The sequence below is a fragment of the Bacillus sp. FJAT-22090 genome (assembly GCF_007676755.1).
Taxonomy (GTDB): domain Bacteria; phylum Bacillota; class Bacilli; order Bacillales_A; family Planococcaceae; genus Psychrobacillus.
Map to the genome: position 1 here is coordinate 15,746 of NZ_VEBK01000006.1, position 14,394 is coordinate 30,139.

Sequence of the window (14,394 nt, forward strand, 5' to 3'; positions counted from 1 at the left end):
TTATTTTAATGAATTATGCGCTTCGTTGACGAGTTTTGTAAAATCTATTCCATGAGGGGTAACTTGCCCCTCGTCTACGCTTATTAAATGAAAAAGAAACTCGATATTCCCTTCTCCACCGGTAATTGGTGAATAAGATGCGTTTTTCAATTGGAAATGTTGCGTTTCAGCGAAGTTGGCAATCTCATTCAAAACGTCTACATGTACCGCTTGATCTCTTACAATCCCTTTTTTACCAACTCGATCTTTTCCTGCCTCAAACTGTGGTTTCACTAGAGCAATTACATCTCCATTTGGGAACAAAATAGTTTTTAAAGTTGGAAAAATGAGTTTCAGCGATATAAAAGAAACATCTATGGATGCAAAGGTAGGTAATCCCTCACTGAAATCAGCGGGTGTGGAGTATCTGAAATTCGTTTTCTCCATAACAGTTACCCGTGAATCTTGACGAATTTTCCACGCGAGCTGGTTACTCCCAACGTCTAATGCATATGCATGCTTGACACCGTTTTGCAATCCACAGTCGGTGAACCCACCTGTTGAGGAACCGATATCTAGCATAATTTTGTCTTGAACAGTAAGATCGAATTGTTCCAATGCTTTTTCTAGCTTTAGACCGCCTCGACTTACATATTTCAACACTTGGCCTTTAACGGTTAAAATAGAATCGACTTCTATTTTTTCACCAGGTTTGTCAATGCGTTCTTCCTTTTTATATATAAGCCCTGCCATTATAGCACGTTTTGCTTTTTCTCTCGTTTCAAATAACCCTTGTTCCACTAAAAGTATATCTACTCGCTCTTTCGGTATTTTTGTCATGAGGATATATACCTTGATGCTTCACTAACAGTCTTATTTACGAGCTTAACAATGTCTTCCGATGTAATATGAATTTCTTCAAGTAGCTGGTTAACCTCTCCATGCTCGATAAACATATCTGGAATTCCAATTCTTTTTACGTTCGCCTGTAAGTTATGCTCGTTGAAAAATTCTAAAACCGCACTACCAAAACCGCCCTGCAGTGCACTTTCTTCCACCGTAATAATAGGAATATTACGTTCTTGCAAGTTTCGGAGCATCTCTTCATCTAGCGGTTTAATAAATCGCGCATTCACTACTTCAACTGAAATATTAGATTCTGCTAATTGCTCTGCTGCTTTCAATGCCATTGGAATTGTCGTTCCAAACGTTAAGATTACAGCTTGTGTACCTTCTTTTAATACTTCCCAAGAACCAATTGGAATCGATTTTAGTTGATCATCCATTGGAACTCCTAAGCCGTTTCCTCTTGGATATCTTAGTGCAATTGGGCCATCAGCGTAATCGAATGCCGTCTTCACCATATGTTGACCTTCGTTTTCATCTTTTGGCATCATAATGACCATATTAGGCATATGTCGTAAAAATGAAATATCATATACCCCTTGATGTGTTTCTCCGTCCGCCCCTACCAAGCCAGATCGGTCAATACCAATAACCACATTTAAGTTTTGACGACAAATATCGTGAAGCACTTGATCGTATGCACGTTGGAGAAACGTTGAGTAAATTACTAAAAATGGCTTCATGCCATCTGCAGCCATACCTGCAGCCATCGTGGTTGCATGTTGCTCTGCTATTCCGACATCGATCATTCGGTCAGGAAACTCTGAAGCAAACCCTTCTAACTTTGATCCCACAGGCATAGCAGGAGTAATCGCTACAATGCGTTTATCTGTACGGGCAAGTTTTCGAGCTGTTTCCGCAATAAGACCACTCCAAGATGGTGCTTTGGTAGATGATTTAACAAAATCACCTGTCTCCATCTTGTATGGACCCGTACCGTGCCAAGTACCAATTTTGTCTTGCTCAGCTGGTTTGTATCCTTTTCCTTTTTTCGTAATAACGTGAAGAAGGACGGGACCTTTCATCTTCTTTGCATATTGCAAGTTTTCTTCTAGATCTTCTAAACTATGCCCATCAATCGGACCTAAATAGGTAAAACCCATTTCCTCGAAGAAAACACCTGACACAAGTAAATATTTCAAACTATCTTTTACACGTTCCGCAGTACCGGCAAGCTTGCCACCGACTGCAGGGATCTTTTTCAATAAAGACTCTAGCTCGTCTTTTGCTTTATTGTACGTACCATGTGTTCGAAGCTTTCCTAAAACATTATGAAGGGCCCCGACATTTGGAGCAATTGACATTTCGTTATCATTTAAAATAACAATCATATCTGTTTTTTCATGCCCAATGTGATTCAGTGCCTCTAATGCCATTCCACCAGTTAAAGCACCGTCCCCAATAATGGGTACTACATAATTCTTTTTATTTTGTAAATCACGTGCTTTCGCCATTCCCATGGCAGCAGAAAGAGAAGTGGAGCTATGTCCTGCTTCCCACACGTCATGTTCACTTTCGATTCTTTTTGGAAAACCGCAAAGTCCTTTATATTGGCGTAACGTATCAAATTGATCTGCGCGCCCTGTTAAAATTTTATGCACGTATGCCTGATGTCCTACATCCCAAAGAAATTTATCTTCCGGACTATTGAATGATTTATGCAGCGCAATTGTCAATTCGACAACACCAAGATTTGGTCCAATATGGCCACCCGTTACAGATAACTTCTCTATTAAAAATGTTCGAATATCTTCACTTAATTCCTTTAATTGTTCATTATCTAAACTTTTTAAAAAGGATGGGCTAGAAATTGAAGTTAAATCCATTGCCATCACACACCTTCTTTTAAGATTTCCTTATTTACAGCTAGTTAATATAATATCAATAAACTGTATTAAAACAAAGTTTAACGCTATCAGTTCGATCTTTTTGTAATATAATTGGCAAATTCTACAAGAAGGCCTTCATGCATATTGACTTTTTCTAATGCATTTATCGCTGACTCATATTGTATTTGCAACTGCTCTTTTGCTCCGTCCATTGTTAAGATAGAAGGATATGTATTTTTTTCGCTTAATACATCTTTTCCCGCAGTTTTTCCAAGCTGCTCAGAAGTACCTTCGATATCTAAAATATCATCTTGGATTTGAAAAGCTAAACCAATATGGAATGCGTATTTTTGAAGTGCATTCATGATTTCTGGGGAAGCATTACCAATAATACCACCAGCTATTATGCTAAAAGAAAGAAGTGCCCCCGTTTTGTTTATATGAATTTCCTCTAACTGATCAAGTGTCAATGACTGTCCTTCACCCAACATGTCCAATACCTGTCCACCAACCATACCTTCCGCTCCAGCAGCATAGCTAAGTCGGTCTATCAATTGTACTTTTTGATCTGCTGTTAACTTGGAAACACGCGCAAGTATTCCAAATGCGAGTGTAACAAGCGCATCCCCAGCTAAGATAGCAAGTGCTTCACCAAACACTATATGATTTGTTGGTTTTCCTCTTCGAAGATCATCGTCATCCATTGCTGGTAGGTCATCATGGATAAGAGAATATGTATGAATCATTTCCACTGTGCTAGCAACCTCAAAAGCGTCATCATTTTTCGCACCGAGTTCTTCTAATACCGCAAGCGTATATAATGGTCTAATACGTTTACCACCAGCTTGTAATGAGTATGTCATTGCCTCTTTTAACTTTTCTGGAGCACTAATCTGTTGTATTAATGTATTTAATTGTTGTTCAATAATCGGTTGATTTGTTTGTATAAAAGCCTGTAATCCATTACTCATTGGAACTACCAGCTTCTTCACTATTTTCTCCCATAAAAGAGACAAGTTGTTTTTCTGCACTTTGTAGTTTTTCACTGCATACTTTAGAGAGCTCCATTCCTTTTTGGTAAAGCTCTATTGCATTTTCAAGCGGCACATCACCTTGTTCTAATTGACGAACGATATTTTCCAATTGTTGCATTGCTTCATCGAATGGAATTTCTTTTTTAGTCATTACTAGTAGTCCCCTCTCTATTTTCTTCCACTTGCTCAATAATCGCTTCGAGACGACCATCTGCGAGTGTAACAAAGATGGAATCGCCTTTTCCAACATCCTCAACCGATTTTACTAACTTTCCATTTTTATATGTAATGCTATAGCCGCGATCCATTATTTTCAGTGGATTTAATGCTTCTAAAGTACGTATGGAACTAACAAATTGTTGCTGATATTTATCGAAAATCGAAATAGTCACTTGGTTCAGTTGGTTCGTGATCATTTGCACCGTTTTATGATGCTGATCAATCACTTTTTGTGGAGAAAGTTGAATCAATCTAGTTTGTAATTGTGTAAAGTTCCGCCCCTTATCCTGATACAAACGACTTATTTCACGTTGTAATTGTTGCTCGGTCCGTACATATCTCTCAATGAAAGGTCGATATAATTTTTCAGGAGTTGAAAGAACAGGTGACTCCATTGCTCTTTTATATCTATTTTTTTCATCTGCAAGCTTTTTTGATACAAAATGTAGGCTGGCGGATTGGTAAGACAAAATATTTTGCATGAGATTTGCTTTATTTGGAACAGCCATTTCTGCTGCCGCTGTTGGAGTTGGAGCTCGTAAATCGGAAACAAAATCTGCAATTGTAGTATCTGTTTCATGTCCGACAGCACTAATTATTGGGATATGACTTTTTGCAATTGCCCTAGCTACCTGTTCTTCATTGAATGCCCATAAATCTTCAATGGATCCTCCACCTCTACCAACAATTAGGACATCAATGGAACCTATGCTATTCGCCTGTTCAATAGATTTCACGATGGAGGGAGCTGCTTGAGGTCCTTGAACAATACTTGGAAATACCACTACCTCGCTAATCGGATATCTACGTTCCAAAGTCGTTAAAATATCACGGATCGCGGCTCCTGTTTTAGATGTAACAACCCCAATTTTTTTAGGGAACGCAGGAATTGCTTTTTTACGGCTAGGATGAAACAATCCTTCACTTTCTAATTTCTTTTTTAATTGTTCAAAAGCCAAGAAAAGTTCTCCTATACCATCTGGTTGCATACTGGAGGCATAGAGTTGATACTGACCTGCCGCTTCAAAGACATTAATGTCCCCCCGAACAAGCACGTTCATACCGCTTTCTGGCATGAATTTGAGCGTTCTAGCATTCATGGCAAACATGACTGAAGTGACCCTAGCTGTGTCATCCTTTAACGTAAAATAAATATGTCCGCTTGAGTGGACCTTCACATTGGATAGCTCACCTTTAACGTACACATCTCTTAAATGGGTATCCGCATCAAATTTTCTTTTTATGTATTTAGTTAAGGCTTTTACAGTTAAGTATGTATGTGATGACACAAAAACAACTCCTCAGACTGATCGATTACGCCTCGGAGTACTTGCATCAATATGTTAAATCGAAAAGTCTCAATTCAACATGGTGGCATCTGCCAGAGGCTTGGCTTTATACAGTTGGGTCTGTACCTTTTCTGTATAAAGCTGACAATGTAAAAGCTGTCTTTCTGTAGAAAAACAGCTCTTCTTACTAATCGTGTTTTAGCGTATTTTCTGCTGCTAAACAAGTATTTTCCATAAGCATCGCGATAGTCATTGGACCCACTCCGCCTGGAACTGGTGTGATTTTAGAAGCAACCTCTTGAACAGAATCAAAATCGACATCTCCACAAAGCTTGTTATTTTCGTCCCGATTTATACCAACATCAATTACTACGGCATCTGGTTTAATATAACTAGCATCAATCATTTTAGCTCGGCCAGTAGCTACGACTAAAATGTCGGCTTGTTTAGTGAATGCATGCAGATCCTTTGTTTTAGAATGACAATATGTAACTGTTGCATCTTTTTGTAAGAGTAATTGCCCCATCGGTTTTCCCACAATATTGCTTCTACCAATAATAACAGCATGTTTTCCGGCAACATCTATATCACTATATTCTAATAATTTCATGATACCAAAAGGGGTGCATGAAAGAAAAGTTTGCTGACCAATCATCATTTTTCCAACACTTTCCGGATGAAATCCATCTACATCCTTAAGAGGTGAGATCGCAGCAATCACTCGATCTTCGTCAATTTGCTTTGGTAATGGTAATTGAACTAAAATACCATGGATTTTTTCATCGTTATTTAGCAACTCCACATGTCGTAGAAGTTCCTTTTCCGTAATGGTCTCCTCTAACTCAATCATCAAGGAATACATTCCAAGTTTTTCACATGTTTTCGTTTTGTTATTTACGTATGTTTGGGACGCTGGATTATTTCCAACTAATACAACTGCTAAACCTGGAGTAATACCTTGAGTTTTTAAACGTTCTACACGTTCTTTTACTTTTTCTGTTACTTGACTCGCTATATGTTTACCATCAATTTTATTAGTTGTCACTATTAACGCTCCTTTATTCCACAAAGATTATTGCTCTGTATATTTGGATAACACACCATTTACAAACCGACTAGATTTTTCATCGCCGAACACTTTGCATATTTCTAACGCTTCGTTAATAACTACTTTTGCAGGTGTTTCTTCTGTAAACAGCAATTCGTACACAGCTATACGAAGAACTGTCCGCTCTATTTTCGGTAAACGGGCAAGGGACCAATTTTCTAACTTATCTACCAAAGAAGCATCTATTTCTTCTTTATGCTCAATTACACCACTTACTAACTGAGTTAAAAATGAATCTTGGCTTTCAGTAACATGTCCAATTGCTTCTTCTATTGAAATTTCGTGATTGTCTAACTGGAATAGCGCTTGCAATGCAAGCTCTCTTGCTTGTCTTCGTTTCATAAATAAGTTCTCCTTTAAATGTAACTATCTAAAGAACAATAATAGCATATTTCTCATCATTATGCGTATGAGAAGAAAGAAAAAACAAGTTTGATTGCTATTGATTTACCGGAACAAGAGAAAATATCTATTTATCCCTTCCTAAAACCATGAAATCGAATTTGATTATTCTCTAAATCTTGGATATAAAATTCATGATAGTTTAAAATAGGATTTTCTATTTCCTCTACATGAACACCTTTTTCTTTTAAAATGTGATGAGTTTCAAAAATATCATCACTTTGCAAATCTAATGTGACACTTTTTGGAAGTTCATTTTCCGTCTTTGCTTTGAAGAGATTACTAAGAGCCAATTTCGTTTGCGCATTAATCTCAAAAAAATAAGCAACATCAATATTACTCGATGGCTTCATCCCTAAAACTTTAGAATACCATTCAACCGCACTAGGTAAATCCTCTACATAATACCAAATAACTACATTCCCATTAAGATTCACAATCCTCGTTCCCTTCCAAATAAATAATGAATTACACTTCTTTATTCTTTATAGTTGGAATTTTTCCTGCCCTACTTTTTCCCTACTATTTAGAGAAACTGTAATTAAGCACATCATAAAAACTCTGGTACCTAGACGGCATCTATCTTTTTCGAAGTGCTCTGTACTTACTCTATTTTCTAAGTCATTTTATGGCGGTTATCAACCATCATTTAATAACACCAAAAATATATTATTTTCCATACATTAATTTAGAAAAATTTGATCGTTTTTTGGCAAATTGTGCCAGATCTTATCGCTTCATAAAAGAAAGAGCCACCCAAAGGATGGCTCTTTCTACGTTATTCTGCAGTATCGAATTGGACACCAGTAATATGAACATTAACTTCTTTCGGTGTAAGACTAGTCATATTTTCGATCGCCTGGCGGATTTGAGATTGTACTTCTCTTGCAACAGTTGGAACGGAAGCACCGTATTTTACCAAACAATAAACATCGATAAATAATCCATCATTCGTAATCTCTGTCTTAATCCCTTTGCCATGTACTTTTTTTCCAAGGCGCTCTACAACTCCTGCAGCAAAATTACCGCGTGTTCCAGCGATTCCTTCCACTTCATTTGTAGCAATCCCTGCAATTACCGTAATTACTTCAGGAGCAATCTCAATTGTCCCTAAATTTTCTTTTCCTTCAGGAGTCATTTGAACAAATTTTTGTTCGATTGTTTCTGTCATTTAAAACACTCCTTTTATGAATTCATTACATCGTATTTCTCTAGAAACTTCGTATCAAAATCTCCAGATTTAAACACTTCATGGTTCATAAGCTTTTCATGGAAAGCAATAGTTGTTTCTACCCCTTGAATTGCAAATTCTCCAAGTGCACGTTTCATCTTAGCAATTGCTTCTTCTCTAGTCTCACCATACGTTATAAGTTTTGCAACCATGGAGTCATAAAATGGTGGAATGCTATAACCAGGATAAACAGCTGAATCGACACGCACTCCGAGACCACCTGGTGGTAAGTAAAATTCAACTAGACCTGGAGAAGGCATGAAATTTTTTGAAGGATTTTCAGCATTTATACGACATTCAATTGCCCATCCATTAAGTTTAATATCTTTTTGTTTGAATGGCAATTTATCACCTGCAGCAACTAGCAACATTTGCTTTATTAAGTCAATACCCGTAATCATTTCTGTTACTGGATGTTCTACTTGAATACGTGTATTCATTTCCATGAAGTAAAACTTTTGGTTAATATGATCGAAGATGAATTCTACTGTGCCTGCACTTTCATAGCCAACCGCAAGGGCTGCCTTTACAGCCGCCGCTCCCATTTCAGCACGAAGCTCATCCGATAACGCTGGTGATGGAGCTTCTTCTACAAGTTTTTGCATACGACGTTGAATCGAGCAATCCCGCTCGCCAAGGTGAACTGCGTTTCCATGCCCATCAGCTAATACCTGTATTTCCACATGGCGGAATACTTCGATATATTTCTCTAAGTACACACCTGGATTGCCGAATGCCGCCGCTGCTTCTTTTTGTGTAATTTTAATACCTTTAATTAAGTCTTCTTCGTCTTTTGCAACACGAATTCCTTTACCTCCACCGCCAGCTGTCGCTTTAATAATGACAGGGAATCCGATTTCTTTTGCTACTTTTAATGCATCTTCTTCTGTTTCCACGATTCCTTTTGACCCTGGAACTGTTGGGACCCCTGCTTTTTGCATCGTTTCTTTTGCAACGTCTTTGATACCCATACTTTTAATCGCTTGAGAAGTTGGCCCTATAAATTTAATATCACATTCTTCACAAAGCTCGGCAAACTCAGCATTCTCAGCCAAAAAACCATACCCCGGATGAATTCCTTCACATCCAGTTAGTTTGGCTACGCTTATTATGTTAGAAAAGTTTAAGTAAGAATCTTTTGATAATCTTGGCCCGATACAATAAGCTTCATCTGCAATTTGTACGTGCAGTGCCTCACGATCAGCTTCTGAATACACTGCTACCGTTTCAATATCTAATTCTTTACAAGCGCGAATTATACGAACTGCAATCTCCCCACGGTTGGCAATTAATACCTTTTTCATTTGTCTTGCCCCTTTCCTCGCATATCCTTAATCGTTTTCTTAGTTTCCTTTTACGAGGAACAGAGGTTGACCATATTCCACTAATTGTCCGTCTTTAACAAGGATTTCTACAATTTCACCGCTTACTTCCGCTTCAATTTCATTGAACAATTTCATCGCTTCGACGATACAAACGATTGAATCTGAAGACACTTTACTTCCAACTTCCACATAAGATGCGGCTTCTGGAGAAGATGATTGATAGAAAGTACCAACCATCGGAGAAGTAATTTTATGTAGTGAGCTATCTTCCTTAACAGGTGCGGCTTCTACCACCGCTACTTCTTCTTGAACTTCTCTTACAGGCTGGGTTTTTACTTCTACAATTTTCGGTTGTTCTACTACAGAAGAACTTTCGATCGTTTGAGCAACTGTTGAAATTGTGGCTTTCTCTTTCTTTTTTAATTCAATTTTCGTACCTTCTGATTCATATAAAAATTCGTCTAGTGTAGACTGATCAATCAATTTAATAATTTCTCTGATTTCTTGGATTTTCATGTGATCTATCTCCCTTTTATATACATAATTAATACTTACTCTTCCCATTTTAGACGTTTTTACGATAATTTGAAATAGGTAGGCCTGAAATCTTCTGAAAGAATAAAAAAAAAGCGCCTTATAGGCACTTTTTTTATTATAATCCATCGAATTTTACTTGTACATTGTAAGCTTGTGGCCACTCACTTTTTACAGCATAAATAATGTCGGATGCTTTTTTGGTAGATTGCTCATTTGATACAACATCGATTAACACGTCACTGTCTTCAATACGTACAAGTGCGTCATCGTATCCTAGGGATTCAATAATTAGCTCTAGCATTGCTTCAGTAGAATCTATTTTTATTAATTTTTCAATTTCGTTAAAAGCTTCCCCTTTTTCTTCAGCGGTAAAGTCATTAGATCCTACTTTTGTTGTGAGTGTTTCTCGAAGTTGGCTGCGTTTTTCTTGTGCTTCCATACGCATTTCCTCAAAAGCATTGCTGTGGGTAGCAAATGATTTCTCATTGGTTGATGATGTTTCTACTAACTTTACTTCTTCTAATGTGTCATTGGAGAAAAGCGCAATTCCATCAAAAGGGGATGGACGGTCTGATAAGTAAAAAACCGTAACTACCGCTACTAAACTGATTAAAGTTAAAAACCAAACTGATCTCTTTTTTATATTCATAATTATTTATCCTCCATTTCCATTTCTTGTATCACTATTCGATGTGGAGATATTTGCAAAACAGATGAAAGGGTCTTGATCAAATTATTTTGTATACGTTTATCGCTCGCTCCTTCCGCTACTACTAATATACCAATCAGTTTCTCCTTGTCCTTCTTACTGTCACTTGTCCACTGGAAAAAGGATACATCACTTTCCGTTGCTTTTTCAGCGCTCTCTTCATAATGAAAATAAACTTCGACACGCCCAACTCCACTAATTTTCTCCAATATGTAACTTAAATCTTCTGTTGTTTGAGAAGCTGGTTTAGCGTCTTTTACCTCATTTCCATCATTCCAATTAAGCATTTCTGAAAAAAGTAGACTGATGAGAAGAACAGCAATACTAATTACAACAAAACGAAAAGTGGGTTTTTGTTTAAATGAAATAATGTTTCACCCTTCTTTTCATGATGGATACATTACTTTATGCAAGACAAACTATTTATATGAAGAGAAAGGACAGGATCCAAAAGATAATCGCAATTTTTACGAGAAAATCTATGCGTCCACTCCCCGAATTTTCCAACAATATTGATAGAATTTCTCCAACGACTGCAATGAGCAACAAACCAAATAAAAGAGTTGAGACGATTAGTTTTATCCTTTCACACTGATGAGTAGCTTTGCAAAAAGCATCGTTAAAATAATAGTAAAAAAGAAAGCAAACGCGATTAATACAGAAATTATGGATAAAACGAATAATGTCTTTCCAATATCATCTAGTAAACCACTAATATCACCATCGATGAAGGGATCTAAAATTGCCCCTAATAATCTGTACAAAAAAGCAATTAGTATTGTTTGAATCGTTGGTATAGACACTAGCGCTAATACAGAGAAAAGAACTGCGTTACCTGTAACGACCGAAGCTGATGAGGAATAACTTTTCATCGTACTGATACTCTCCGTTAAAAGTGAACCAACAAACGGTATATTGTTGGCAATCAGACGTTTTGCTGATTCACTAACAGCACCACTTACCGACCAGGTAAACACACCGTTAACGGTCATAAAAAAACTATATAAAACTAAAATAATAGAGGTAGTCCCAACTAACGTCAGGCGAATTAGATCCGACATTTTTGAAAACGATGTAGCTGGATGTATTCGACTAATCACATCAAAAATGAATGCTGCCATAATCGAAGGTATTAACACTTTTTCAGCTATAATCGTCGTAAACGAAGCAAATAGCATAACAATGGGATTCCACAAAGTGATTAATAATGCTCCACCAGAGATGGCAATCCCGGCTGTTAGCAATGGATACATCCCCAAAAAGAGTGTAACAAGTTGACCCGCAAGTGCTTGAATCATATTTAATGTTCGAATGGCCGGTTCTAAACAATAAAAACAAATAATCATAATAAATAAGAATTTAAACAATCGTTTACTGTTCGGAATAAGCCATTCTAAACAAACAAACACTAATCCAAACACTAAAATATACGTAAATGTTTGGATAACTTCTTTTACTGGCTGCAATAAAGTTGGTAGTATTTCTTCGATCATTCATTGTTCATTCCTTCAAGAAAGTAATCCTAGTACAGAAAAAAATTTCTCATAAAATTGTTTCATATGCTGGAGCCAAGCAAGAAGTATGATTGCTTTTGTAGTAAATGTAAATATGGTAGCGAGGCTTGTATATTCATAGTCCAAAAGAAGTTCTTCTACAATTTGTGAGATAAATAGTAATAACACGGAAAAAAGGAGTAATTTAAATACGGGTAGTAGGGCAACCGGAACGATGGAGAAATATTGCGTTACGACAGGTATAACGATGGATGTTACTATATACGATAAAAATAGAAAGATATAAATCGTGTAGATAATCGAATGTATACGTGGATACGTTTCTTTTACTAGCTGCAGCAAGCAAAACGCAAGAATAATCGTGACATATACAATCATCGCTTAACTCATAAGAAGCCATTCTAAAAATGTTGATATTTCATAAAAAAATACTTTCAGTAAACGTAATAATTCGATTGTCATGTATATATATCCAACAAAAAATAAGAAAAAAGCGAATTCTTTTTTACCAGTTGATTCAAAAAACAAGTGAAGAATAGCTATTAATAAGCCTATACCCGCAACTCGAAGTACATCGTGAAGTTCCACAATGCCTCCCCCTTCCATACGAATAACATATGAATGAACATCGAATAATATGAAAAGAGTTTAGCAAAATATGAGACTACCTCCATCCATCTTATAAAGAAAATTTATAAGATGTGTTGATTATCCATCCTATCCTATTAAGTAAGTAAAAATGAAGAGGGCTTACTATTTTACGTTTGTGTTTGTTTATTAGGGATAATGCGTCTTAATAAGCCGACTAGGCGTCGTTGGGGTGGCTCATTTACCCACAGCGGAACAAAGGCTAAGATCGTCACATCGTGTGGCAACGCCTTCGTGACCAACATCTTGTTGGCCTCGGCAGGAGTCGCCGCCAGCATAGAAAATCAAAGAAAATTGCTTATCTCCCAGTATCGACTTGCTAAAAAAATTATCCCTTTTTTTGTAGAGGTAAATCCAATAAATGGACTAAGGTAACCAATCGGTTATCGAAAGTTACTCATGAAAGCAACTAATTCATAACATAGCAAGTATATTGGGAGAAAACCGATTAAGATTTCCGAGCATAAAAGTTCCATCCGTTCAAAATGTTGCGAGTAAGTAGGGAAATGTTGCGCATTCGGTCTATAAAGTTGCGAGTAACGTCTGATATGTTGCGCAAATTTAATGTACGATTTAATCCATGTAAATTAAGCGTAGACTTCAAGTAAAGTGCATGGTTATGAATCTCCGCAAGCCTTTACTTGAAGAATTGGTTGCGCTCGTTGTCAATTTGGTTGCTTTCAAGCTCAAACTGGTTGCGTTACCTATTAAGTTGGTTGCTTTCAAGTGCCAATTGGTCTCGCTAAGCCATTTCCTCACTTTTAATGGCTAATAAATACAGATAAAAACGTCTATTTGGACGGATTGGAGCTGAAGGGCGGCGACTCCAGTGGGATCAAGTGAGTAAGATGAGACTTCACAACGAACGCCAAAGCGGGCGGTGAAGGCTCATCACTCACCCCACGGAAAGCGTCCGTCCTACAGCGGAAATCCTAGCGGAAATTCCCTTACGACACATTATCCCTATAGTAGGGCGTTGCATATTAGGTGAAATGGGTCTTCTAAAAAAGCGGAGGAAAGCAAAAAAAACTAGCGAGCCTTTCCTCGACAAAATCGAGGAAAGGCTCGCTAGGAAGCATTTATGCTTTTATCTTATGCTCTTGAAACGTATGAACCTTCATCCGTATTGATGATCAATTTATCTCCAACGTTGATAAATAGTGGAACAGTTACAACTAAGCCAGTTTCAAGTGTAGCTGTTTTAGATCCGCCACCAGAAGTGTCCCCTTTAATACCAGGTTCTGTTTCTGTCACTTCTAATTCAACTGATTTAGGTAATTCTACTCCAAGTGTTTCTCCTTGGTATTGAATGATATGAATTTCCATATTTTCACGTAAATATTTTAATTCGTATTCAATTTGGTTTTCATTTAACTCTAATTGCTCATAAGAATCAGTATCCATGAATACGTGTTGGTCACCACTTGCATACAAGTATTGCATTTTTTTATTGTCAATTTGTGCTTTTTCTACTTTTTCTCCAGCACGAAATGTTTTTTCATTTACAGAGCCGTTACGTAGATTTCTTAGTTTTGAACGTACAAACGCAGCACCTTTTCCTGGTTTTACATGTTGGAAATCTAGTACGCGGTAAAGTACCCCATCTACTACAATCGTTAAGCCTGTTTTAAAATCATTTACTGAAATCATTTATTTCCCTCCAA

17 protein-coding genes are annotated in these 14,394 nt (G+C 37.1%); all 17 read right to left on the reverse strand.

Features of this window, described 5'->3' with window-relative positions:
* Nucleotides 1-819, reverse strand: coding sequence for a TlyA family RNA methyltransferase (locus FS486_RS09220; RefSeq protein WP_144511049.1), 819 nt, complete (start codon nt 817-819; stop codon nt 1-3).
* Nucleotides 816-2,711 carry a 1-deoxy-D-xylulose-5-phosphate synthase gene (gene dxs, locus FS486_RS09225; protein ID WP_144511208.1) on the reverse strand — a complete coding sequence of 632 codons (1,896 nt, stop codon included), beginning with the start codon at nt 2,709-2,711 and terminating at the stop codon, nt 816-818. The genes FS486_RS09220 and dxs overlap by 4 nt, the downstream gene beginning before the upstream one ends.
* An 89-nt stretch (nt 2,712-2,800) precedes the next feature.
* The gene (locus tag FS486_RS09230) at nt 2,801-3,685 is read right to left on the reverse strand and encodes a polyprenyl synthetase family protein (RefSeq protein ID WP_144511209.1); all 885 of its coding nucleotides are present in this window, start codon (nt 3,683-3,685) and stop codon (nt 2,801-2,803) included.
* Nucleotides 3,678-3,899 (reverse strand): exodeoxyribonuclease VII small subunit, encoded by a 222-nt coding sequence (locus FS486_RS09235; protein WP_144511050.1) that lies wholly within the window; start codon nt 3,897-3,899, stop codon nt 3,678-3,680. Before FS486_RS09235 ends, FS486_RS09230 begins: the two co-directional genes overlap by 8 nt.
* Nucleotides 3,892-5,256: an exodeoxyribonuclease VII large subunit gene (gene xseA, locus FS486_RS09240; protein ID WP_144511051.1), complete on the reverse strand. Its 1,365-nt coding sequence runs from the start codon at nt 5,254-5,256 to the stop codon at nt 3,892-3,894. The genes FS486_RS09235 and xseA overlap by 8 nt, the downstream gene beginning before the upstream one ends.
* A gap of 187 nt (nt 5,257-5,443) precedes the next feature.
* On the reverse strand, nt 5,444-6,301 hold the full coding sequence (gene folD / locus FS486_RS09245; RefSeq protein ID WP_144511052.1) for a bifunctional methylenetetrahydrofolate dehydrogenase/methenyltetrahydrofolate cyclohydrolase FolD: 858 nt from the start codon (nt 6,299-6,301) through the stop codon (nt 5,444-5,446).
* Nucleotides 6,302-6,328: 27 nt separating this feature from the next.
* On the reverse strand, nt 6,329-6,706 hold the full coding sequence (nusB, locus tag FS486_RS09250; protein ID WP_144511053.1) for a transcription antitermination factor NusB: 378 nt from the start codon (nt 6,704-6,706) through the stop codon (nt 6,329-6,331).
* A 131-nt stretch (nt 6,707-6,837) separates the two neighbouring features.
* The gene (locus FS486_RS09255) at nt 6,838-7,203 is read right to left on the reverse strand and encodes a VOC family protein (RefSeq protein WP_186321407.1); all 366 of its coding nucleotides are present in this window, start codon (nt 7,201-7,203) and stop codon (nt 6,838-6,840) included.
* A gap of 341 nt (nt 7,204-7,544) precedes the next feature.
* Nucleotides 7,545-7,937 (reverse strand): Asp23/Gls24 family envelope stress response protein, encoded by a 393-nt coding sequence (locus tag FS486_RS09260; protein WP_144511055.1) that lies wholly within the window; start codon nt 7,935-7,937, stop codon nt 7,545-7,547.
* A 14-nt stretch (nt 7,938-7,951) separates the two neighbouring features.
* Nucleotides 7,952-9,301: an acetyl-CoA carboxylase biotin carboxylase subunit gene (accC, locus tag FS486_RS09265; protein WP_144511056.1), complete on the reverse strand. Its 1,350-nt coding sequence runs from the start codon at nt 9,299-9,301 to the stop codon at nt 7,952-7,954.
* 39 nt (nt 9,302-9,340) lie between these two features.
* Nucleotides 9,341-9,838, reverse strand: coding sequence for an acetyl-CoA carboxylase biotin carboxyl carrier protein (gene accB, locus FS486_RS09270; RefSeq protein WP_144511057.1), 498 nt, complete (start codon nt 9,836-9,838; stop codon nt 9,341-9,343).
* A 136-nt stretch (nt 9,839-9,974) separates the two neighbouring features.
* Nucleotides 9,975-10,508 (reverse strand): SpoIIIAH-like family protein, encoded by a 534-nt coding sequence (locus tag FS486_RS09275; protein ID WP_144511058.1) that lies wholly within the window; start codon nt 10,506-10,508, stop codon nt 9,975-9,977.
* Nucleotides 10,509-10,510: 2 nt separating this feature from the next.
* The gene (locus FS486_RS09280; protein WP_144511059.1) at nt 10,511-10,855 is read right to left on the reverse strand and encodes a hypothetical protein; all 345 of its coding nucleotides are present in this window, start codon (nt 10,853-10,855) and stop codon (nt 10,511-10,513) included.
* Nucleotides 10,856-11,146: 291 nt separating this feature from the next.
* Nucleotides 11,147-12,061: a stage III sporulation protein AE gene (locus FS486_RS09285; RefSeq protein ID WP_144511060.1), complete on the reverse strand. Its 915-nt coding sequence runs from the start codon at nt 12,059-12,061 to the stop codon at nt 11,147-11,149.
* Nucleotides 12,062-12,076: 15 nt separating this feature from the next.
* A complete protein-coding gene (locus FS486_RS09290; RefSeq protein WP_144511061.1) occupies nt 12,077-12,460 on the reverse strand; it encodes a hypothetical protein in 384 nt (127 codons plus the stop codon).
* A 3-nt stretch (nt 12,461-12,463) separates the two neighbouring features.
* Nucleotides 12,464-12,670, reverse strand: coding sequence for a SpoIIIAC/SpoIIIAD family protein (locus tag FS486_RS09295; protein ID WP_144511062.1), 207 nt, complete (start codon nt 12,668-12,670; stop codon nt 12,464-12,466).
* A 1,152-nt stretch (nt 12,671-13,822) separates the two neighbouring features.
* Nucleotides 13,823-14,380: an elongation factor P gene (gene efp, locus FS486_RS09300; protein ID WP_144511063.1), complete on the reverse strand. Its 558-nt coding sequence runs from the start codon at nt 14,378-14,380 to the stop codon at nt 13,823-13,825.
* Between the last annotated feature and the right edge of the window lie 14 nt (nt 14,381-14,394).

Bases quoted from the DNA above. Each gene is read 5' to 3' on its own strand.
- FS486_RS09235 (WP_144511050.1), bottom strand. From the start codon at position 3,899: ATGACTAAAAAAGAAATTCCATTCGATGAAGCAATGCAACAATTGGAA.
- FS486_RS09275 (WP_144511058.1), bottom strand. From the start codon at position 10,508: ATGAATATAAAAAAGAGATCAGTTTGGTTTTTAACTTTAATCAGTTTA.
- FS486_RS09220 (WP_144511049.1), bottom strand. From the start codon at position 819: ATGACAAAAATACCGAAAGAGCGAGTAGATATACTTTTAGTGGAACAA.
- FS486_RS09285 (WP_144511060.1), bottom strand. From the start codon at position 12,061: ATGATCGAAGAAATACTACCAACTTTATTGCAGCCAGTAAAAGAAGTT.
- accB (WP_144511057.1), bottom strand. From the start codon at position 9,838: ATGAAAATCCAAGAAATCAGAGAAATTATTAAATTGATTGATCAGTCT.
- FS486_RS09280 (WP_144511059.1), bottom strand. From the start codon at position 10,855: ATGCTTAATTGGAATGATGGAAATGAGGTAAAAGACGCTAAACCAGCT.
- FS486_RS09260 (WP_144511055.1), bottom strand. From the start codon at position 7,937: ATGACAGAAACAATCGAACAAAAATTTGTTCAAATGACTCCTGAAGGA.
- accC (WP_144511056.1), bottom strand. From the start codon at position 9,301: ATGAAAAAGGTATTAATTGCCAACCGTGGGGAGATTGCAGTTCGTATA.
- dxs (WP_144511208.1), bottom strand. From the start codon at position 2,711: ATGGATTTAACTTCAATTTCTAGCCCATCCTTTTTAAAAAGTTTAGAT.
- FS486_RS09290 (WP_144511061.1), bottom strand. From the start codon at position 12,460: ATGATTGTATATGTCACGATTATTCTTGCGTTTTGCTTGCTGCAGCTA.
- efp (WP_144511063.1), bottom strand. From the start codon at position 14,380: ATGATTTCAGTAAATGATTTTAAAACAGGCTTAACGATTGTAGTAGAT.
- FS486_RS09230 (WP_144511209.1), bottom strand. From the start codon at position 3,685: ATGAGTAATGGATTACAGGCTTTTATACAAACAAATCAACCGATTATT.
- nusB (WP_144511053.1), bottom strand. From the start codon at position 6,706: ATGAAACGAAGACAAGCAAGAGAGCTTGCATTGCAAGCGCTATTCCAG.